Genomic DNA, 21658 nt, shown 5'->3' on the forward strand with positions numbered 1-21658 from the left:
GTATAACACTAATAAAGTGGCTTTTTATGAATCAACGCGTATTTTTCTTTGATTTACTTCGATGTGTAGCGGCGGTAGCGGTTATCGCCATTCATGTGCTTGCTCCTTATCGTAACGAACTTGGCGTGATTTCATTTTCAAACTGGGCGACCGCGGTGAGTGTGAATAGCGTGTCACGTTGGGCGGTTCCTGTTTTTATTATGATTTCAGGGGCTTTGCTTCTAAGTGATGCTCGATCTTTTAATTTTAAATATTATGTTCAACGTCGCTTGGGCAAGGTCTTCATACCTTTTGTTGTATGGTCGTTGTTTTATGCCTATTTATCCGGTTGGACATCTACCGGTTTTGATTCATCAGTTAGTCAACAAGTGTTAAGTGATAGCCTTCATCATGAAACGTATTACCATCTTGGTTTCTTTTATTATTTTATCCCACTGTATTTATTGATTCCATTTTATCAAATATTTGTTCGTAAGATCGATGATACAACGTTGTATGTGACGGTGGTATTGTGGTTGTTATGCACCACTTTATTTCTGTTCGGTATTGATGGCCCGTGGAGTAATCAATATTTTCTTTATAGTGGTTACTTGTTATTGGGATATGTCTGTTACCAAAAGGTACCGTTAACCTCTTCTTTTGTGGTTATTTTCGCTTTAATGGGCATTTTGGCTTTGTTGACGACGGTCGGAATGGTAATCGGTGGAAGTTTGGGTGTGAATGAATATACGGTAGGGCGTTGGTTATCGTATAAGACGTTAAATACTGTATTAGCGGCCAGTATGTTGTTCATGGTCTGTCGTTTTTACGGAGAAAGGCTGTCTGGCAAAGTGCGTAAAGTAGTTGGATTTATTAGTACTTACAGTTTAGGTATTTATATTCTTCACCCAATCTTTTTATGGCCAATGAAAAATTATGGTTGGTATCAAGGACATTCTGCTTGGGTTATTCCATTGTGGATAGTATTAAGTGGAGCTGGTGCATTAGGTTTAAGTTGGTTAATTGCTCGTTCCTCTAAAACTCGGTGGCTTTTGCCTTAATCTCGTTTTAAGGCAAAATGCATAAAACGATGACCTTTATAAGTAAGAACACCTTTATCCCCAGTGTTGAGTGCACTAAAGTAATGAATGCCTACTTTAAACTCACGTTTTGGGCCTAAAGGTAACTTTTGTACATAAATCCAATATTCTTGGTCATCGTCACCGATGGCGGCGTTAGGAATATTGATGCTTTGCTTTTCTAATACGATGACATTGACTTTTTTTTCGGGAGCATCTTCTCCTAAGTTATGTTTTTTATGGAAACTTATATACATCCAAGCGGCTAAGGCAATGAGTAACAATATACATATTAATAAGGTTATTGGCATAAAACGAATTCTAAGTAGTTAATTTATTTGATGATATTAGCTCGTCTAAGAGAATCAACCGTGATCAAGTTGGTTTTTTCTCGAGGAATCGCTAGTTTTCTTTAAGTTATCTTGTTGTAGTGTGGATTATAGTAAACGAAATCTATCCATTATGATTGGATGATGAGGGGGAGTGGTGTCAGACATTGAAAAAGTAGTTTCCCATACTCGCCGTTTGGAGCGTTTATTAAGGGAACAATATCATGCGACAGGGCAAGGTTTACTAGAGTTAACAGAAAGCTGTGCAAGTCGTTTACCTCACGATGTTGTTCAAAAAATTCATTATATTTCTAGTATTAGGCAGCAATTATTAGATGATGATGATTATCAATTGAAAGACAAAGAAGCTTTTATTCAACTTTGTATCGAATGTGAAAAAGAGCTGACACCAAGAAGTGGTAAATTTATTTGGGGAGTGGCTATTTTTTTGGTTATTTTAATGACGATAGGGGCATTATTGTTTTATACCATCCATTGGGATGTCGTTATGAAATATCTATAAATTAATATAATGTATTGATAATAAACAAAAAGGACGCCTATGCGTCCTTTTTTTGTTTGGTATTCAATTAAGAAATCATTGGTAGAGTCATCAAACCAACCATTACTGCAATTAATACCAATCCTTGTCTTTGAGATGTAGTCATGAGAAAACTTCCTTCTGGTTGATTGAATATGCAGCTAATATAACAAAAAAAAAGCAGTTGATCTAGATCTATTTAAAAATGGCTTGAAAATGTAAGTTTAATGTCAATATTTTATGGTTAATAGATCTATTAACATTGTCTATTATAATAATGGAATCATTGATTTCATTTATTTGTTTGAATGTACCTATGTCAAATTATTGAAATTTAACAGATTTATTTATTTTTTTTATATCTTTATTTTACTTTTTAATTTTAGTTATGGTTTTACTATGGTTGGTCACCTGTGTTTGGTTTTATTAATTTATTGCCTTTTTATTGTATTTTTTGACTGAAATATGACAGAAATTGAGATTGTATCTCATTAAGAATAGTGAGTAGGGTTGATAATAAGTTATCAATTATTTTTTAGACCTGTGTGGTGGTTATTAGTACAGTTAATTGTTATTTAAATTATTGTTATTTAAGTGGTTATTTTTTATGTTTGTTTTTTGAGCAGGTAAACTTGTTTTTTTGAATGCTTGACGCCTCAAGTGAGGGTTTTGTGTTTTTTTTGTTTGTTTTCATATTATGAGTTTGTACTTGAGAAAGAAAAAACGAATGCTGCGGTTATTTTCATCTTTACCTTAAACAAAGGTCTCTCTAAACTAACTTGATAAATTGAAAGGGGAAGTGCATGTGGTATTGGCTTGTAATGGGCGTTTTTATGCTCGCGATACTTAGCGTTTTAGGTAAAAAAAACACGCAGTTATTCTTTTTCATTAAACTGCTTATGTTTGTTTGTTTTCTATTGTTTATTTTTTATGTCCCAAGTCTTTTGAGCTCTTCACATTTATGGGTAGGCTTTGCCTTGGTGTTTTTTATTGCATGTGATGCGCTTGAAACTTACTCTTCTCGATATAAAAGAGAATCCGATACGCGACAAATCTCTATATATAAAAAGTGGCAGTTTATGTGCTTTTCTATTGCTTGCTTTGGTTATAGCTTGGCATTTTGGATGGAAGTTCAAGCGTTAACATGGGCGGTGCCCGTGTTTCTGTTTGCTTTGATTGTTGTGGTGTTTTTTCTATTACTACCTTTACTTGATCGATTTGCCGTTCAATCAGCAATCGTTGCGGTTATGTTATGGCAATTGTCGTGGGCTGCTGGGGAGGTATGGCGCTATCATCGATTAATGCTCGATTTTAGTGGTTTCTTTGGAACTCTTTTATTGTCTATTTCCGTATTAATGTGGGCTATTCATCACTTTAAGCAACCTTTTCGATTTTCCAAGGAGTGGATCACTCTGAGTTATTTTGGAGCACATGCTTTGATTTTAGCGCCATTAATATTGAGATAATCATGTAGTGCTAGCTAATTTTGTTACTTTAAGTATTTATTTTTAATATCTATTAAAGCAAAGGTTCCAAATAGGAAGATGGAAAGCTTTTCCCATTTAGTCAGTGTGACTTCTTTGCCTAATGCATTACCTGAAAACAGTAAACTTTGTAATCCATGCATGAAGATCATAAATATCGCCATGACATTGAGCGCGACATGAGTAAAACCAGGAAAAGGTCGGATAAAATTAAGGATAAAGACTCCCCAAACTACCAACATAAATAACTTGGCAATAATATTAATGATCTTTTTCATGTGAATGACCTGCTGTTATTCATGGTGGGTTTGATAAAGGCGATAGCTGACTTGGCCTGCGGTTTTTTCTCGGTGTAATAACCAATGCTCGGGGAGTCTTGGCAAGACTAATTCTTTTTCTGTTTCTATGTATATTTGAGCATGAGGTGCTAACCAGCTATTGTTTTCCAGTAGCGTAATGGTGTCTTCTAATAACCCTTGCCGAAAAGGCGGATCGATAAACACCACATCATAAGGTGTTCCTGTTTTTTGCAAAAATAATAGAGCATCCTGTTGAATTAATTCAATATTACTTGCTTTTAACTGTTGAGTATTTTTTACTAATTGTTGGTATGCTTGTTTATTGATTTCTATCATCGTTACTAATTCAGCTTGACGTGATGCCGCTTCAAACCCTAACCCACCTGAGCCAGTAAAAAGATCCAAACAACGTGCATGAGGAATATCGGCTGCTAACCAATTGAATAACGTTTCTTTTACTCTATCCGTGGTGGGTCTCAGCCCTTGAGCATCATGCACGGGAAGCTTTCGTCCTCGCCATAAACCACTGATGATCCGAACAAAGCCAGTAGTTGGCTTACTGTTTGATGTGTTTGTCGCTTTACGTCTTTGCATAGAGAATAAACCGCAGATAGATTTTTTAGACCACAGATAAAGTGATAGTATATCAAGCCTCTGAGTGTGTGTTCAGAGTTTTGTCGTTTTTCTGATTGGCATTGATTTGATATTATGGTCAACGATATGCGGCAGGATTGTAATACCAATATTAATATCATTAATTTAGTCACTTTAATTCAAAGTGAATGCTAGGATTTTCCATGACAGCTAAAAAGAAACGCGGTTTACTCTCATGGCTTGGTTTTGCTGATGAAGAAAACAAATCATCGGTTGACAATCAAGCGGAAGCGCAACGGTCTCTTGAATTTGATGAGTCGAGTGAACGTGTTACGGATAGCGAAACCGTTGAGCCAGAGGCGATTGTAGAATCAAAGGAATTGGCTACTGAAGTTGATGTGGCTGATGACTCTGAACGGTTAGAAATGTCGGTTGAAGTGGCGGGAAATGAAGATCTAGCAGATCAAGTACTCGACGGTGATCTCGAACAACCGATTGAGCTTCAACAAGTTCAAGCTTTAGAAAACGATCGAATTCAAGAACAAACGAAACCGACCGAAAGCTTTTTTGCTCGTTTAAAGCGTAGTTTACAGCGCACGAAACAAAACATTGGCGCGGGTTTTTTTGGGTTATTCAAAGACAAAAAAATTGATGATGAACTATTTGAAGAACTAGAAGAACAATTACTTATTGCTGACGTGGGAATGAATACTACGGTTAAAATTATAGATAGTTTGACCGAAAAAGCGTCTCGTCAAGATTTGCAAGATGGTGAAGCTTTATATGGTTTATTAAAGCAAGAAATGGCCGATATTTTATCGGATGTTGAGCGGCCATTAGAGATTGATGCCAGCAAAACTCCATACGTTATTTTAATGGTGGGTGTGAATGGTGTAGGCAAAACGACCACCATTGGTAAATTGGCTAAGCAATTTCAATCCCAAGGTAAGTCGGTCATTTTAGCCGCGGGAGATACGTTTCGCGCTGCCGCGGTTGAGCAACTTCAAGTTTGGGGGCAGCGTAATGATGTGCCAGTTATTGCTCAACATACTGGCGCAGATAGTGCATCGGTAATTTATGATGCGATTGAAGCCGCGCGTGCTCGTGGGGTTGATGTAGTGATTGCAGATACGGCAGGCCGTTTGCAAAATAAGAGTCATTTAATGGAAGAGTTGCGTAAAATTGTCCGTGTTATGAAAAAAATTGACGATTCTGCACCACATGAAGTGATGCTAACGTTAGATGCAGGCACAGGGCAAAACGCAATAAGCCAAGCAAAATTATTCAGCGATGTTGCACCCGTAACGGGCATTAATTTAACTAAGCTGGATGGCACCGCAAAAGGTGGCGTCATTTTTGCCTTAGCCGACCAATTTAAAATTCCAATTCGTTATATTGGTGTCGGTGAAGGGATTGATGATTTGCGCCCGTTTGAAGCTCAAGATTTCATTGAAGCGCTATTTAGTAGAGAAGAATAAACGTATATCAGGTCTTGGAATGAAAACTGTTAATTCAGGCCGATATTTGAAGCTGGTGTTTAAGGAAAAAAAATGATCAACTTTCAACAAGTCAGCAAAGTATATCGTGGTGGTCATCAGGCTCTGCAAAAGGTCGATTTTCATTTGCGTCGTGGTGAAATGGCATTTCTTGGTGGCCATTCTGGTGCCGGTAAAAGTACCTTATTAAAACTTATTTGCGCGATAGAACGCCCAAGTGATGGAAAAATACTTTTTAATGATCATGATATTAGCCGAATAAAAAGCGGTGATATTCCCTTTTTACGTCGCAACATTGGCATCATTTTTCAAGATCATAAATTATTGATGGATCGCACTGTTTTCGATAATGTGGCATTGCCTATGCGGATTGAAGGCGCTTCGGAAAATGAAATCAAACGCCGTGTTTCTGCCGCTTTAGATAAGATTGGCATGTTAGATAAAGCGCCGTGTTTGCCTCGTCAATTATCCGGTGGTGAACAACAACGTGTCGGCATTGCTAGAGCAGTGGTGAATCGCCCTCGCCTATTATTGGCTGATGAGCCTACTGGTAACCTTGATTATGATTTATCTCATCAGGTATTACATTTACTCGAAGAATTTAATCGTGCTGGTGTTTCGATTATTTTAGCGACCCATGACTTGGAATTGGTGAATAGCCGTCCTCAATATCGTCGATTTGAATTAAACCAAGGTTTTTTAAGTGAGGTTGAGCGTTATGGCCAATAAGAAAGTTAACGCGGTTAAAAAATCTAACGCACCCGCACGGCCAGCCTCTGAAGGATTTATCCGTTCTCATATTAAACAGGCCAAAATTGCATTTAATAATTTAATGCAGCGCCCGCTTGGCACCATTTTGACATTAGCTGTGGTCGCTATGTCGCTTGCACTACCTGCCACTTTTTATACGGCGGGGAAGAATATAGCGACAGTGGCTCAAGATATGAACACCGCTTCACAGATGAGTGTCTATTTAAAAGAAGGCACCCCAGAAGCTCGCTTAATGGTATTGAAAGATCAGCTAGAAAGTTGGTCAGAAGTTCAATCGGTGCAATATATTTCATCACAACAAGGCTTAGATGATTTAAGTCAGTTTGCCGGTTTAGAAAAAGCGATGTCATTATTAAGTGATACCGCTTTACCTCCTGTGCTTATTGTTCTTCCTAAGACGGAATTCCAACAAACTGATATCGCGAAAGCTTTATCTAAGAAACTTCAAGCACAAAGTGATGTCACTGATGTGCGGATGGATGAAGATTGGTTTGCACGTTTAGATGCCATTAAACATCTTGCGTACATAGTGTCGTGTTCGTTTGCGGTATTGATGTTGGTGTCGGTCTTTTTAATTGTGGGTAATACGTTACGTTTTAATGTACTGGCCCATAAAGAAGAGATTCAAGTAATGAAGCTGATTGGTGCCACCGATCGTTTTATTCTTCGACCTTATTTGTATACCGGTTTATGGTTAGGTTTTCTAGGAGCGGTTATTGCTTGGTTAATGACAATGATGATCACATTATTAGTCAGTGGTGCTGTGGATAACCTCGCCAATCTTTATGATAGCCACTTTAGCTTAACCAGTTTAGGTTGGGATGAAAGTATTTTATTATTGATGCTTGGTTCTACATTAGGTTGGATCGCGGCCAATTTATCAGCAAGAAAACATTTAAAAGAAATTGAACCTGTTTAAATTTTAGGCCTCTAATAACCGAATACCGGAAATTATAGGCTTTGATAAATAGTTCGACATACGTTTAAGTCTTTTAAATCTAGGAATTAATCATATATTTAATTTGTTTCTAGTTCGTATTAAATAAGATGTAGGCAATCTCTTGCATTCTGTGAATTTGCTATGAATAATAGTTACCCCCTTGAAGATAGGCTTATTTAAGTCCAGAATAGGTGGGTTGAAATACAGCAATATGTTTTAAAAGAGTTCAACTAGAGTCAAGTGAGGAATTGAATGTCAAACGCATATCCAATGGCTTTTGTCACCGCAGATAGTTTAGACAGCTACATTCGCACAGCAAACAGTTATCCAATGCTGACTGTTGAAGAAGAGCGTGACTTAGCAGAGCGATTACATTACAACGGTGAAATCGAAGCTGCAAAAGGCTTGATTTTGTCACACCTACGCTTTGTGGTTCATGTGGCTCGTGGTTACTCAGGTTATGGTCTGCCTCTTGCAGACCTAATCCAGGAAGGGAACATCGGCTTAATGAAGGCTGTGAAACGCTTTAACCCTGAAGTGGGCGTTCGTCTTGTCTCTTTTGCTGTTCACTGGATTAAAGCTGAAATTCATGAATACGTGCTACGTAATTGGCGTATTGTGAAAATTGCGACCACTAAGGCGCAACGTAAATTATTCTTTAATTTACGTAAATCGAAAAAGCGTTTAGGTTGGTTTAATAACGGTGAAGTTGAAACGGTTGCAAAAGAGCTTGGGGTTTCCACGACAGAAGTCCGTGAAATGGAATCTCGTTTAGCGGCTCAAGATGCGACATTCGAGATGCCTTCAGAAGATGATGATTCAATCTCATCTTATACGGCGCCAGTGCTTTATCTTGAAGATAAGCAATCGGACATCGCAGAAAGTGTTGAAGCCGATAACTGGGAATCGCATACTAACAATCGTTTAGGCCATGCTTTAGCGACGTTAGATGAACGTAGTCAGCATATTGTTCGTTCTCGTTGGTTGGATGATCAAAAATCAACGCTACAAGAGTTAGCGGAAACTTATAATGTGTCTGCAGAGCGTATTCGCCAACTTGAAAAGAATGCAATGAAAAAGTTGAAACTTGCGGTTGGTGAGTTTTAATATTCAGGCGGTGAGTCACTAAAATGTGGCAGTAGAATCGTATTAAATTTGAAAAGCCAAGATCGCCTGATCTTGGCTTTTTTTATGAGATCATATCTTATGATCAATGTTATTAATGTCACGATCGAAATCTGTGGGTAAATGTGTGGAGAAACCATGTGTCTATCGTCCATTGGACACACTATATATAGTGTAGAGCGCTGTTGATCGATGGGGATAAAAAACCAGTTACACACATTTAGATCAGGATCATCACTACATGTTGTGGATCCAAATTTAGAAAAACACTTTATCAACGTAATTCACAGCTTTATCCACAAATGGTTAAAATATGGACAGTTATTTTGACCTTAATTTATATCTGTCTTTGTTTATTGTGGGATACGTTATACTGGGCATGATTTCTCCGGCTTACTTGAGTTTAAATTGTTAAATTGGAGCGGCCGGTTTTTAATGTTTGAATATCAAGTAAAGGAAACAAGATGGATCAATTTCAACATATTAATGTCGCTCAAGCGCAAGAGATGTTAACGATGAGGCCGGCAGTATTATTGGATATTCGTGATCCTCAATCTTTTGCCGTAGCACATGCTGAACACGCCAAACATTTAACCAACGACACCATCGTTGATTTAATGAATGAAGTGGAATTTGATCAACCGGTTTTGGTTATGTGCTATCACGGGATCAGCAGCCAAGGTGCCGCTCAATATTTGGTAAACCAAGGCTATGAAGAAGTGTATAGTGTGGATGGTGGCTTTGAAGCGTGGCAACGAAGTGGTTTACCTATGGTAAAAATGGCGTAAAGTTATTCGCTTAAAAGTAGATTGAAAGTAAGAAAATCTAGGTAGGTAGTATGGTTCGGTTAGTCGCTTTAAATAACCCTCGTTTAGCGCAAGCATTTATTGATTACATGGCGTCTCGTCATATCGAAGTGCAGATGATGCCAGAGGGAGATGGTCAGTTTGCTTTGTGGTTAAAACAGGCTGAGTATCAAGTTGAAACGGAAGCCGAACTGGCAATATTTCTTGAAAACCCCCATGCAGCTAAATATCAAGAGGCTTCATGGGAAGTAGCCGATTCTCGTACTCAGCAATTTCATTATCATACTCCTAATTTTATGGCGCTGATTAAAGCAAAAGCTGGGCCTTTTACTTTGTTGGTTATGTTAGTTTGTACGGTTATCTATGCTTTACAAATATTTGGTTTAGGATCGCAAATTTTTCAAGCTTTACACTTTCCTGCCGATCCTCAACAGAAATGGCAATTATGGCGTTGGATTTCGCATGCTTTATTGCATTTTTCGATTGCGCATATTGCCTTTAACTTACTATGGTGGTGGCAATTTGGCGGTGATATTGAGAAGAAATTAGGCTCTGGTAAGCTATTACAAATTTTTGTATTGTCTGCAGCTTTATCTGGTGCTGCACAATACTGGGTTGAAGGCGCCAACTTTGGTGGCTTATCTGGTGTTGTGTATGCCTTAATGGGCTATTTGTGGGTTATTGGTTGGCGTAGACCGGACAAAGGATTATTTATTCCTCGCCCATTAGTGGTGTTTATGTTGGCTTGGCTGGTGTTAGGTTTTGTGCAACCTTTTATGGCAATTGCTAATTCTGCGCATTTAGTGGGTTTGCTTGCCGGTTGTGGATTAGCGGCATTAGAAGGTCGAAAGAAAGTGTAATTCTGTGGTGTAGTGACGCCTTTTGTGGTTGCCGGATATTCGGCATTCCTTTCTATTGTTACAATGGCAATTCATTGTCATTGATGTTGTATATGAAAGCATGATGAAACAAGATTATTCTCAACACTTTAATATTTTCGCTCGAATTGATTGGCAACAGGTTCAGTCTTTTCATTTTGCTGACTCTTTCGATCCTGATTGGTTGCTTGAACAAGGCTCTTTATCTCGTTTATTTTCTAAGCAGTGTCATCAGTTGACGGCTCATTTGGTGAATCAACGTATTTTGCCGGCTAAATCCTTAACCGATTTTCAATGCTCTATGCTGTTTGCCAGAGGCGCGGTAATTGAAGAGTGTTTACTTCGTGAGGTAGTCTTAGCGGCTGATGATATTCCTTGGCTATTGGGAAGTACTTTGATTCCTCGTTCGTCACTATCGGATGAGCAGTTTGATCTCACTTCTCAAGGAGAAGTACCGCTAGGTTTAACGGTTTTTCAAGCGGATCAGGTGGCTCGTGATGGGCTACATTTAGGGAAAATTGATTGTGAATTAGGCAATTTAGCTGCCCGAAGTTCACGCTTGTGGATGAATCAAAAACCCATGTTAGTCGCCGAGTTGTTTCTTCCACCGTCCCCTATTTATCGCAAGGATTGAATGATATGAATATGGAAAAAGCAGCCGCGTATTGGCAGCTTACTCGTATGAATCGGCCAATTGGTTCGTTATTGTTGATGTGGCCTACGGTGTGGGCGTTGCTGTTAGCTGCCAATGGAATTCCACAATGGAATGTATTTGTGGTGTTTGTATTAGGTGTATTTTCAATGCGCTCTGCAGGTTGTGTGATTAATGATTTTGCTGATCGTAAAGTGGATGGGCATGTAAAGCGTACGAAAAATCGCCCATTACCTTCAGGTTTGGTGAGTAGCAAAGAAGCTTTAGTATTATTTTTCTCACTAGTATTGGTATCTTTTTTATTAGTATTGAGTATGAATTGGCTGACCATTCAACTGTCGCTAGTGGGCGTGGTTTTAGCGTTTATATACCCATTTATGAAGCGTTATACTCACGTTCCTCAGCTTTTTTTAGGCTTAGCTTTTAGCTGGGCTATTCCGATGGCATGGGCGGCAGAAGCAGGATCGATTCCTACAGAAGTATGGTTGGTTTTTGCCATTAATGTGCTTTGGACCATTGCTTATGACACTCAATACGCCATGGTTGACCGCGATGACGATTTGAAAATAGGCATCAAGTCGACAGCGATTTTATTTGGTCGCTTTGATAAATTAATTATTGGTTTATTACAGTTGGCAAGTTTGCTGTTGCTGATGGTACTTGGTTCGTGGTTATCATTATCTCAAAGCTATTACTGGGGGCTGCTTGCTGCAGCCGCTTTGTTTGTATATCAGCAACGTTTGATCAAAGATCGCGACCGAGATGCTTGTTTCACTGCTTTTTTAAACAACAACTATGTCGGCATGGTGATTGCGGTGGGTATCTTGATGAGCGTGATATAGTAAGAGGCTCGGTTGTGATTATCCGCTTAACGCTTTAAGAGATAGATATTTACCGATACATATTCAATCAGAAAGAAAAACGCCGCCTTATGCATGAATAAGGCGGCGTTTTTCTTTGGGGGGAGATGTTTAGCTGCGTTTCAAAATGCTTTCTTGTAAAGTAAGGTGAATTTCTGCGGAGAGCAATTCACCTAATAAATCGACCAGAACCTGGGTTTTATTATTGGCTGCACTTTCTGCTGATTCAATATAACCTTGTTGCTTTAACGTTTGGAAAAAGGTCGTGAACACGCCTTTATCAAAAAACTCTGGTGCATTAATGCCATGTAAACGACCAAGACGTTGGGCGATACTTTGGCTCTGTTGTTCTAAGCTTGATTTATCTATATCTGGAATAGCAACCAACTGGGTTAACGCAATGGCATAGCGTTGCAGAGTTTCAACAATGGTTCGTGATAATAGAATAAGCGTTTGGACTTTACTTGGATTAATCGACAGCTCATCATCTTGTTCTAAGATTAATTGTTGGCGCAACAGCTCATCCACCAATTCATTCACAAAGCCTTCCAGTTCATCTTGTTGGTGGTGTAAGAAGAGCTCTGCTTTTAAAAATGGATAGATCAAGGCAATGGCTCGTTGTAAATCGCGTCTTGAAATATGTTCTTTTTGTACGATTAAGTGTGCGATCAAAGACGGTACAACAAACAAGTGAATAATATTGTTTCGGTAGTAAGTCATCAATATAGATTGTTTACGATCAAGTGAAATAATGTCGCCTTTGTCATCCGATTCAACCACAAATTTATCTAGTTTTTCCGCATGTTTAACTAACTCTGATGCGCTTGAATTAGGCACAGTACTGTTATTGGTATAAGGCACGTGAGTTAACAACGATAAATAACATTGTATTTGTTGTTCAAGTTTGTTACGTGAAAGTGCCCGTTGGTTGGAAGCCAGTAACGCGGTAGCACATAAGGTTAATGCATTAGTTGCCGCGGCATCGTTAATACGGGTCATCATATGGTTGGCCAATTTACTGACTACGGGATTCATCCATTGTGGTTTTTGAGTGGCGGTGAGGTCATTCTCTTTACTCGACCAACCTGGAGCTTCCTCATTAAGATATTGATTGAGATTAATGGGTTCGCCAAAATTCACATAGCCTTGTCCAAAGTTACGCAGTTTTCGGATGGTTTTTAAGACCATTCCGGCATTTTCTTTTTCTTTGCGTTTGCCGGTTAATTCTTTGGCATAGGTGGATACCTCCATTACATGCTCATAGCCAATATAAACCGGCACGAGTGTTACTGGGCGGTTTAAGCCTCGTTGCATCGTTTGGATTGTCATCGTTAACATTCCTGTTTTGGCTTGTAGCAATCGGCCTGTACGTGAACGACCACCTTCAGAGAAAAATTCAACGGAATAGCCTTTGGTAAAGAGCTCCGCTAGATATTCGCGGAAAATGGTTGAGTAAAGCTTGTTGCCTTTGAAGGTTCGGCGAATAAAGAATGCGCCACCGCGACGAAAAATGGGGCCGGCTGGAAAGAAGTTGAGATTGACACCCGCAGCAATATGAGGCGGAACCATGCCTTCATGATGCAGTACATAAGACAACAGTAAGTAATCCATATGGCTACGATGACAAGGTACATAAATGATTTCATGACCATCTTGAGCCAATTTACGTACCGTGGCCATATTATTGATATTTAAGCCTTGGTAGAGTTTATTCCATAGCCAACCTAAAAATTTCGCGCCCACTTTAATGAGTGAATAGGAAAAGTCGGCAGCTATTTCATCTAAAATATCTTGCGCTTGTTTTTGTGCTTTCTCTAACGAGATATTTTTTGCTTTAGCTTCATCGGCTATCGCTTGTTGAATTTCAGGTGATTTAAGTAAGCGATCAAATAAAACCTGACGTTGCGGCAAGCTTGGACCTGAGGTCGCGAGCTTTTGGCGTGAGAAGTGAATGCGAGCCACTCGCGCTAATTTATGAGCGATGATTTCATCGACACCATGAGTATCAGCCATGTAACGTAATGACACCACCGGACTAAAACGGATTAGGCAATCACGCCCAGAAGAAAGTAACAAACGGGTTTTCTGGCAGGCGCTTATTGCTTCAAGATAGGATTTTTCTTTACCTTCTTGGTTAGGCTTTCTTCCCCATAATATGGAGGTTGGTAGCATTTGAATATCAAGTTCAGAATCGATTTGATGTAATTTAAGTAATTGAGTAAAGAGATCGACGGATCGCTTAGGCAGTAATTTTTTACTGTGTGCTGTCATTCCTTTTGAGGTAAGGAAAACAAAGCGATCGTACTCTTTGCCATTAATTACTAGTGGTGTAAGAGGATCAGGTAAACCAAGCGCCTTGGTTTGAGTCTGCAAAGAGATAAGATCAATATCCGAATTAAACGGCATGGCATAAACGATAGGCTTGCCTAAATCGAGTTGTAACTCTTCGACCGGGTTGGCTGGAATGGTTTTACCTTTTACTAAGAAAGAAAGAGGTAGTTTGAGAAATGAACGAGAAATCATGTGTCCATAAGACATAGCGTTGTATAGCCTCAAAAATAAAAAACGTGTCGCGATCAGAGGATCGTCGATCTAAAAAATGCGCTGCCAAGAATAGCAGAAACCAAGCAAGGCGATTAGTATATTCAGTTAAAATGCGATTATTTAATGTAAATTAAACCCTTTATAGCGACAAATTACGTCTATTTTAAAAATAGTTAGGTGTTCTTTTTTATGGATGAAAGGGAAATGGCGTCAATTATTATTTGGCATCTTATTTAAGTGATTGTTGCAATAGGTCGTTTTTATCAGTAATGGATTAAAAAGCGATTCATTTCTCTGGAGTTATCAAAATTTACTGTATATACTCACAGTCAACTGTATAAAAAGACAGGTGGAGTATGAAACCCTTAACCCCTCGCCAGCAACAAATATTTGAACTGATCAAAGATAAGATTGATGTAACCGGAATGCCGCCGACTCGTGCTGAAATAGCTCGTGAATTGGGGTTTCGTTCAGCAAACGCCGCGGAAGAACATTTAAAGGCGCTTGCACGTAAAAATGTGATTGAAATTATTCCTGGGGCTTCTCGTGGTATTCGCATTGTCCAGACGGAAGAAGAAATACTAGAGGAGCAAGGCTTACCTTTAATTGGTAAAGTTGCGGCCGGTGAGCCGATATTGGCTCAAGAGCATGTTGAAAACCATTATCAAGTTGATCCAACGATGTTTCGACCTCAAGCTGATTTCTTATTACGTGTTCAGGGTATGAGTATGAAAGACATTGGTATTATTGATGGTGATTTATTAGCGGTGCACAAAACACAAGATGTACGAGACGGTCAGGTTGTTGTTGCTCGTGTTGATGATGATGTTACTGTTAAGCGATTAGAACGTAAAGGTTCAACCGTTTTATTACATGCCGAAAACGAAGAATTTAGCCCGATTCAAGTTGATTTGACCCAACAACATCTGACTATTGAAGGGATTGCTGTTGGTATTATTCGGAACAACACTTGGATGTAATTTAATTGAATATTAATGTGATTTCAGATTGAAAATCTAAATGATAATCACTATCATCAATTAATCTCAACCTTGGAGGTTAATTGATGACATCCTCACCTTCTATTCCGGTTCATACGCCGACGGATTCTCCCCCTTGTACTTATCAAGTACCTGCTGATTTATTACAACCATTATGGCTGCGTAGCCGTGAAAGTTTAATTGATGATGGCTTAGTGTATGATCCTATTGCCGCAAGAGCGTGCCAGCGTTGCCATTTATCAGATGATTGTTTAGCTGGAGATATTGATCAAAAGCAATTACTTCATGCGACTTTAACGCAATTGTGTGATGTGGAAGTCAGACGTTTTTTAACGCTTTATCCGAAAGCGTATGTGATTAATGTGGGTGCCGGGTTAGATACGCGTTTTTATCGATTGGATAATGGATTGTGTCATTGGGTCGAAGTGGATGTTGATGAAACCTTGGTGTGGCGACAAAAGCTATTTCATCATAGTGAGCGTTATAACATGGTGTGTGGTTCTGTGCCTGATATGTCATGGCTTTCTGAATTAAATATACCTGAAGATTCACCTATTTTATTAGTGTGTGAGCAAGCCTTGTTAACTCAACAAAGAAATCAAGTGGCGCATTTCGTTCAAAAAGTGGGGTGCCACTTTGCTCATGCAGAAGCATGTATTGTCTTAGCCGGCGATCGTACAGAATCGTATTGGGGAAAGCGAATGGGATGTGCACAGTACCGACATGGATTAAAAAACCCAGTATCGAGTGTGGTGTCTTGGTTGCCGTGGATTTATCGTATTACATTGCGTTCTCCGCTGGAACACGACTGCAAACGCTGGAGTGCTTGGCAGCGTATTGTGTCAAAATTACCTTTTATGAAACACAGATTGACGCCTGTTTTATTACACGTTCGTTGGTAGAAAATCGCTTCTTTTTCTTTGTTTGTTTTTTCGTTTTCTAAAGCAAGGTAAACTGTAGCTTCATTAAGTGAGGTTTCAGTGATCAAACAACTCCAACATATCTTATCTCAGCGCTCGCTTCACCAGCAGGTGTTAGTGCTCGCTATTCCTATGGTCCTATCTAATATTACGGTTCCCCTTTTAGGTTTAGTCGATGCCGCGGTAATTGGTCATTTGGATTTTGCTTGGTATCTGGGTGGCGTGGCGTTAGGTAGTACTATGATCAGTGTGACTTTTTGGCTGCTGGGTTTTTTGCGTATGGCGACCACGGGCCTAACGGCTCAAGCCCAAGGTGAGCAAAGCCCCCAAAAACTCGCTCAAGTTTGGTTACAAGGCATGCTGGTTGCTTTGATTCTTGCTGGTTTATTGCTTCTTTTTCATTCTCCAATTGCTGATCTGATTTTTTCTTTAAGTAATGCTAGTGAAGAGGTGAAGTATTATGGTTTGCAGTATTTCTCGATTCGCGTGTGGAGTGCGCCTGCTGCGTTAGCTAATTTTGTTATTCTAGGTTGGTTGCTAGGAACCCAAAATGCGAAAGCTCCGATGTGGCTCGTGATCATCACTAACCTAACTAATATTATTTTAGATGTTTTATTTGTTTTGGTTTTTGATTGGAAGGTGGCCGGAGCGGCTTGGGCATCCGTATTAGCAGATTATACTGGCTTGATGTTGGGGTTGCTGTTTGTAGCGAGAACGTGGGTAAAACAACACTTACCCCATGTATTGTCGTCATTGCCTTTAGCGACGCAAGATATGGGAAGAATGCTGCGTTTGAATAGTGATATTTTCTTGCGATCTTTATGTTTGCAAGCGGTATTCAGTTTTATGACTTTTCAAGGTGCAGCATTAGGCGATAATGTTGTTGCTGCTAATGCGGTACTCATGAGCTTCTTAATGATGGTGTCATATGGCATGGATGGCTTTGCTTATGCGATGGAAGCTATGGTGGGAAAAGCCGTGGGGGCCAAAAGTCGCGATCAATTATTAAATTCGCTTGTTGGTACGTCATTTTGGGGCTTAGTCTGCAGCCTTATGCTGACTATTTTGTTTTTCTTGTTTGGTCATAGTCTTGTGAGGTTGATTACGGATATTCCCAATGTACAAGCGCAAGCGGATATATATTTACCTTGGTTGATTGTGATGCCAATTGTGTCGATGTGGTGTTTTTTACTCGATGGTATTTTTGTAGGGGCGACTAAAGGCAAAGACATGAGAAATAGTATGCTTATTGCGATGTTGTGCTTTTTTGCTTTGTATTTTAGTTTTTCTTCTTGGGGTAACCACGCGCTGTGGATGTCAATGGTGTGCTTTATGGGAATGCGAGGTGTAGGTTTGGCGGTGATTTTTATTACCCAGTGGAAATCGCAACGTTTTATCGAATCGGTGTAATTTTATAAATAAAAAATAGAGCGAGAAAAAGGAGCCAATATAGGCTCCTTTTTGTTTTTTATAAATGATTTAAAAAAGACGATTTAAACCATTTAATGCCGCGACTCGGAATGCTTCTGCCATGGTTGGGTAGTTAAAGGTGGTATTAACAAAATACTCGATAGTATTCGCTTTTCCTTTTTGCTCCATGATAGCTTGTCCAATGTGGATGATCTCAGCCGCTCTTTCTCCAAAGCAATGAATCCCTAAAATTTGTTTAGTTTCTCGATGGAATAAAATCTTCAAGCTACCAATATCTTTACCGGCAATTTGTGCTCGAGCTAAGTGTTTAAATGATGCTCTGCCAACTTCGTACGGGATTTTTGCTGCGGTTAATTCTTGCTCGGTTTTGCCGACAGAGCTGATTTCAGGAATGGTATAAATACCCGTTGGAATATCATCAATTAAGAAGTTATCGGCTTTTCCTCTTGCGATCGCTTGAGCGACAAATCGACCTTGGTCATAAGCGGCGCTGGCAAGGCTTGGGTAACCAATCACATCACCAACCGCATAAACATGCTCGACGGCGGTTTGATAGTGTTTATTGACCGATAGTTGCCCTCGAGAATCAGGTGTTAGTCCCGCAGCGTCTAAGTTAAGTTTGTCTGTGTTACCGGTTCGGCCATTGGCATAGAGTAGGCAATCGGCTTTCATTTTCTTACCGGATTCTAAATGAACAATGACTCCATCATCTGTCCCTTCGACTTTTTGATAGGTTTCATCATTACGAATTACGACACCACTATTCCAAAAGTGGTAAGAAAGTGCATCGGAAGTTTCGTTATCAAGGAAGGCTAAAAGGCGATCTCGGGTATTTATGAGATCCGTTTTGACGCCTAATCCACGGAAAATAGAGGCGTATTCACAGCCAATCACTCCTGCACCATAAATGATGATGTGCCTTGGATCGTGTTTAAGGCTTAAAATGGTATCACTGTTGTAGATGCGTTCATGTTTAAAATCGACATCATCAGGTTGGTATGGGCGAGATCCGGTCGCAATAACAAATTTATCTGCGGTGTAATGCTCAAAAGTGCCATCTGCTTGAGCAACAGAAATACTATGGCTACCAGTAAATTGCGCACTACCAAATATTAAAGCGCAATCATTTCGGTCGTAAAACCCTTGGCGAAGTCGTGTTTGTTTATCAATAACACTTTTGGCGTGATTAAGAATATCGGAAAAAGAGGCGGTTAAACTGGTGTTATTTTTGCAAAAAAGTGGATTGCTGTTGAATTCAATAATGCGGCTAACGGCGTGGCGAAGTGCTTTAGATGGGATGGTTCCCCAGTGAGTACACCCGCCCCCAACACTACTTTCTTTTTCAACAATCGCAACATTTAATCCTGCTTTTGCTAATCCCATAGCGGCGCCTTCGCCACCAGGCCCGCTACCGATGACTATGACATCAAAGTGTGTTGAATCTTTCATGCTGCTCCCTTGCTTTACCTAAATGACTGATAAGCGTTTAATTAAACGAGTCATTTTATTGATACTGATGAATGGGATATTAACCTATTCATTTTATGGGTAAATGGTCAGCATGACAGACAGTCGTTGCGATCACATAGATCGAACTTTCATAACGTAATTTACAAGGAAGAGAATAAAATTATTTTATAGCATCAATAGGACATGACTCAATTTATCGGTATATTAGACATCTGGTTGATAAATAGAAAAGAATTATGGGTATTCGAGCTCAACAGAAAGAAAAAACGCGTCGATCTTTAATTGATGCTGCTTTCGGGCAGTTGAGTGCAGATCGCGGTTTTTCCAATTTAAGTTTACGAGAAGTTTCTCGAGAGGCTGGGATCGCACCGACTTCTTTTTATCGCCATTTTAAGGATATGGATGAGCTTGGTTTGGTGATGGTGGATGAAGGTGGCTTATTATTGCGCCAACTTATGCGTCAAGCTCGTCAACGTATTGTTGCCGAAGGGAGTTTGATTCGTACATCAGTCCACACTTTTATGGAGTTTATCGAGAAAAGCCCAAATATTTTCCGTCTATTATTACGTGAACGTTCTGGAACGTCTGCTGAGTTTCGTATGGCAGTGGCTCGTGAGGTTCAACATTTTGGTGCTGAATTGGCTGAGTATCTAGTCCATGTTGGTATGGGGCGGGAGCAAGCATCCATTCAAGCGGAAGCGTCGGTTACCATTGTATTCACCTCTGGTGCTGAGGCGCTGGATTTAGAGCTAGAAGCAAGGGAAGCCTTAGCCGAGCGAATGATTCTTCAATTAAGAATGTTGTCGAAAGGGGCAGTAGTGATGCGAACTCAATCCAAAAAGAAGTATATTGATGACTAGTTAAGTTCATCTGGTTGGATTGATACAACAAAAGCCGCAGAGGTTAAACTCTGCGGCTTTGTTTTTATCATTTATTCTTTTCGTTCAAGGAAAACACCCACTTCCATATGATGGGTGAATGGGAACTGATCAAACAGAGCAAAGCGAGTAATGTTATGGGTTTGCGCTAGAATCTCTAAATTGTCTTTCAAGGTTTCTGGGTTACAAGAGATATACATAATGCGCTCATAACCTTGCACCATTTTACAAGTTCCTTCATCCATACCTGAACGAGGTGGATCGACGAAAATGGTATTACAGTTATAGCTGGCTAAATCAATATTATTATCTTTTAATCGACGAAATTCTCTCTTGCCTTCCATTGCATCGGTAAAATCTTCCGCTGACATACGAATGATTTGTACATTCTCAATGTTGTTTGCTTTGATGTTGTATTGCGCAGAATCTACCGATGGTTTGGCTAGTTCGGTTGCAAGTACCCGTTCAAAGTTTTGTGCTAACGCGAGTGAGAAGTTACCGTTACCACAATAGAGCTCGAGTAAATCACCTTGGCTGTCTTGGGTGCAATCAACGGCCCATTCTAACATTTTTTGCGCCACAATGCCGTTTGGCTGAGTAAAACTATTTTCAACCTGCTGATAAATGTAAGGCTTGCTATTCACGTGCAGTTTTTCGACTACATAATCTTTATCCATGACAATTTTTATTTTGCGAGCGCGGCCAATTAAATCTAAGTTGAATCCTTCATCATTCAGACGTTGTTTTAAAGCTCGGGCTTCTTTTTTCCATTCATCATCAAGCTGGCGATGGTAAAGCAAAGAAACTAAAATTTCGCCACTAAGGGTGGATAAGAAGTCTACTTGGAAAAGTTTATGGCGCAGGCTACGGTTATCTTTAATCGCATCAAGCAGCATTGGCATGAGATCATTGATTAAACGACTGGCGGCTGGGAATTGATCAACTCGGTATTTCTCACGCGTCTTTTGATCGAACATGATGTAATAAATATCTTCGCCTTCATGCCAAACTCTAAACTCAGCGCGCATACGGTAATACTGTTCTAGGGATTCAAAAATTTCCACTTTAGGTGTTGTAAAGTCACCAAACATTTCATCTAAACGTTGTAGTTTTTCATTTAATTGTTTTGTGTAGCGATCGGTGTCGCCAGTTTGGTTAGACATAAAAAAACCTTTTACTTTGAACAGAACAGGATTAGAACAAGGAGGGCAGATTTTATCCATCGAGAGGGAGATGTCCAGTTTTGTCGTTAATCCATCATTTTTTTGAATGAATAATAAGAAAGTCATCTATTCTTATTAACTATAGGTAGACATGAAAATCCTAGCACCTTAGGATGCATGCAGCTGGTGACCACAAGTTTTTGTAATGAAAGTGGGTGGTTTAAAAGGGAATTTGGTGTAAATCCAGAACTGACGCGCAGCGGTGAGAAGAACGAAACTTTCAAGTACTTTAATCTAGGTATGTTGACACTGTCTCACAGGGATGAGATGGGAAGTCGAAAGAAGTAGGTAATGAAACAAATTTTGTTTTGTTGAGCTTTAAGTCCGAAAACCTGCCAGTGATTCAGAGCAATAGCTC

General features: G+C 39.6%; 21 protein-coding genes and 1 riboswitch. Of the genes, 15 read left to right on the forward strand and 6 right to left on the reverse strand.

The window, feature by feature from the left end; translation table 11 throughout:
- Positions 1-26 precede the first annotated feature (26 nt).
- The gene (locus VCASEI_RS00175) at positions 27-1040 is read left to right on the forward strand and encodes an acyltransferase (protein ID WP_089110373.1); all 1014 of its coding nucleotides are present in this window, start codon (positions 27-29) and stop codon (positions 1038-1040) included.
- Here the strand turns inward: VCASEI_RS00175 and VCASEI_RS00180 are convergent.
- Entirely contained in the window at positions 1037-1369 is a 333-nt protein-coding gene (locus VCASEI_RS00180) for a DUF2500 domain-containing protein (RefSeq protein ID WP_086959034.1), read from the reverse strand. The two genes, VCASEI_RS00175 and VCASEI_RS00180, sit on opposite strands and share 4 nt — an antisense overlap.
- 175 nt (positions 1370-1544) lie before the next feature.
- Between VCASEI_RS00180 and VCASEI_RS00185 the strand changes: the two genes are divergently transcribed.
- Positions 1545-1910: a DUF4145 domain-containing protein gene (locus VCASEI_RS00185; protein ID WP_086959183.1), complete on the forward strand. Its 366-nt coding sequence runs from the start codon at positions 1545-1547 to the stop codon at positions 1908-1910.
- Between the two features lie 821 nt (positions 1911-2731).
- Complete coding sequence (locus VCASEI_RS00190) at positions 2732-3394, forward strand: lysoplasmalogenase family protein (RefSeq protein ID WP_086959032.1); 663 nt, start codon at positions 2732-2734, stop codon at positions 3392-3394.
- 23 nt (positions 3395-3417) lie between these two features.
- Here the strand turns inward: VCASEI_RS00190 and VCASEI_RS00195 are convergent, their stop codons facing one another.
- Together VCASEI_RS00195 and rsmD are read right to left on the reverse strand one after the other, a co-directional pair.
- Entirely contained in the window at positions 3418-3690 is a 273-nt protein-coding gene (locus tag VCASEI_RS00195; protein ID WP_086959030.1) for a DUF1145 domain-containing protein, read from the reverse strand.
- Positions 3691-3705: 15 nt separating this feature from the next.
- Positions 3706-4305, reverse strand: coding sequence for a 16S rRNA (guanine(966)-N(2))-methyltransferase RsmD (rsmD, locus tag VCASEI_RS00200; RefSeq protein ID WP_086959027.1), 600 nt, complete (start codon positions 4303-4305; stop codon positions 3706-3708).
- 203 nt (positions 4306-4508) lie between these two features.
- Between rsmD and ftsY the strand changes: the two genes are divergently transcribed.
- From ftsY to ubiA, 8 genes are all read left to right on the forward strand, one after another.
- Entirely contained in the window at positions 4509-5783 is a 1275-nt protein-coding gene (gene ftsY, locus VCASEI_RS00205; protein WP_086959025.1) for a signal recognition particle-docking protein FtsY, read from the forward strand.
- A gap of 72 nt (positions 5784-5855) precedes the next feature.
- Positions 5856-6530 (forward strand): cell division ATP-binding protein FtsE, encoded by a 675-nt coding sequence (gene ftsE / locus VCASEI_RS00210; protein ID WP_086959023.1) that lies wholly within the window; start codon positions 5856-5858, stop codon positions 6528-6530.
- A complete protein-coding gene (ftsX, locus tag VCASEI_RS00215; protein WP_086959021.1) occupies positions 6520-7491 on the forward strand; it encodes a permease-like cell division protein FtsX in 972 nt (323 codons plus the stop codon). The genes ftsE and ftsX overlap by 11 nt, the downstream gene beginning before the upstream one ends.
- A 273-nt stretch (positions 7492-7764) precedes the next feature.
- The gene (gene rpoH / locus VCASEI_RS00220; protein WP_086959019.1) at positions 7765-8619 is read left to right on the forward strand and encodes an RNA polymerase sigma factor RpoH; all 855 of its coding nucleotides are present in this window, start codon (positions 7765-7767) and stop codon (positions 8617-8619) included.
- A 482-nt stretch (positions 8620-9101) separates the two neighbouring features.
- Entirely contained in the window at positions 9102-9425 is a 324-nt protein-coding gene (gene glpE, locus VCASEI_RS00225) for a thiosulfate sulfurtransferase GlpE (protein WP_089110374.1), read from the forward strand.
- A gap of 50 nt (positions 9426-9475) precedes the next feature.
- Positions 9476-10303: a rhomboid family intramembrane serine protease GlpG gene (glpG, locus tag VCASEI_RS00230; protein WP_086959015.1), complete on the forward strand. Its 828-nt coding sequence runs from the start codon at positions 9476-9478 to the stop codon at positions 10301-10303.
- A gap of 103 nt (positions 10304-10406) precedes the next feature.
- Entirely contained in the window at positions 10407-10955 is a 549-nt protein-coding gene (locus VCASEI_RS00235; RefSeq protein ID WP_086959014.1) for a chorismate lyase, read from the forward strand.
- Positions 10956-10960: 5 nt separating this feature from the next.
- Complete coding sequence (gene ubiA, locus VCASEI_RS00240) at positions 10961-11815, forward strand: 4-hydroxybenzoate octaprenyltransferase (protein ID WP_086959013.1); 855 nt, start codon at positions 10961-10963, stop codon at positions 11813-11815.
- 129 nt (positions 11816-11944) lie between these two features.
- Here the strand turns inward: ubiA and plsB are convergent, their stop codons facing one another.
- A complete protein-coding gene (gene plsB / locus VCASEI_RS00245) occupies positions 11945-14371 on the reverse strand; it encodes a glycerol-3-phosphate 1-O-acyltransferase PlsB (RefSeq protein WP_089110375.1) in 2427 nt (808 codons plus the stop codon).
- 362 nt (positions 14372-14733) lie between these two features.
- On the opposite strand from plsB, the gene lexA reads away from it, so the two are divergent.
- The 3 genes from lexA to dinF all read left to right on the forward strand — a co-directional run bounded on the left by lexA (position 14734) and on the right by dinF (position 17708).
- A complete protein-coding gene (gene lexA / locus VCASEI_RS00250) occupies positions 14734-15357 on the forward strand; it encodes a transcriptional repressor LexA (protein ID WP_086959010.1) in 624 nt (207 codons plus the stop codon).
- Positions 15358-15443: 86 nt separating this feature from the next.
- Entirely contained in the window at positions 15444-16280 is an 837-nt protein-coding gene (locus VCASEI_RS00255) for a class I SAM-dependent methyltransferase (RefSeq protein ID WP_086959008.1), read from the forward strand.
- Positions 16281-16358: 78 nt separating this feature from the next.
- A complete protein-coding gene (gene dinF / locus VCASEI_RS00260; RefSeq protein WP_089110376.1) occupies positions 16359-17708 on the forward strand; it encodes an MATE family efflux transporter DinF in 1350 nt (449 codons plus the stop codon).
- Between the two features lie 69 nt (positions 17709-17777).
- On the opposite strand, the gene sthA is transcribed toward dinF, so the two are convergent.
- On the reverse strand, positions 17778-19178 hold the full coding sequence (gene sthA / locus VCASEI_RS00265) for a Si-specific NAD(P)(+) transhydrogenase (RefSeq protein ID WP_086959004.1): 1401 nt from the start codon (positions 19176-19178) through the stop codon (positions 17778-17780).
- A 257-nt stretch (positions 19179-19435) separates the two neighbouring features.
- Here sthA and fabR point away from each other — a divergent pair, with 257 nt between their 5' ends.
- A complete protein-coding gene (gene fabR / locus VCASEI_RS00270) occupies positions 19436-20059 on the forward strand; it encodes an HTH-type transcriptional repressor FabR (RefSeq protein ID WP_086959002.1) in 624 nt (207 codons plus the stop codon).
- A gap of 71 nt (positions 20060-20130) precedes the next feature.
- Here fabR and trmA read toward each other — a convergent pair whose 3' ends face one another.
- The gene (trmA, locus tag VCASEI_RS00275; protein ID WP_089110383.1) at positions 20131-21240 is read right to left on the reverse strand and encodes a tRNA (uridine(54)-C5)-methyltransferase TrmA; all 1110 of its coding nucleotides are present in this window, start codon (positions 21238-21240) and stop codon (positions 20131-20133) included.
- 166 nt (positions 21241-21406) lie between these two features.
- Positions 21407-21654: riboswitch (cobalamin riboswitch) on the forward strand.
- Positions 21655-21658 lie beyond the last annotated feature (4 nt).

It is taken from the genome of Vibrio casei, from assembly GCF_002218025.2.
GTDB classification, from domain to species: Bacteria; Pseudomonadota; Gammaproteobacteria; order Enterobacterales; family Vibrionaceae; genus Vibrio; species Vibrio casei.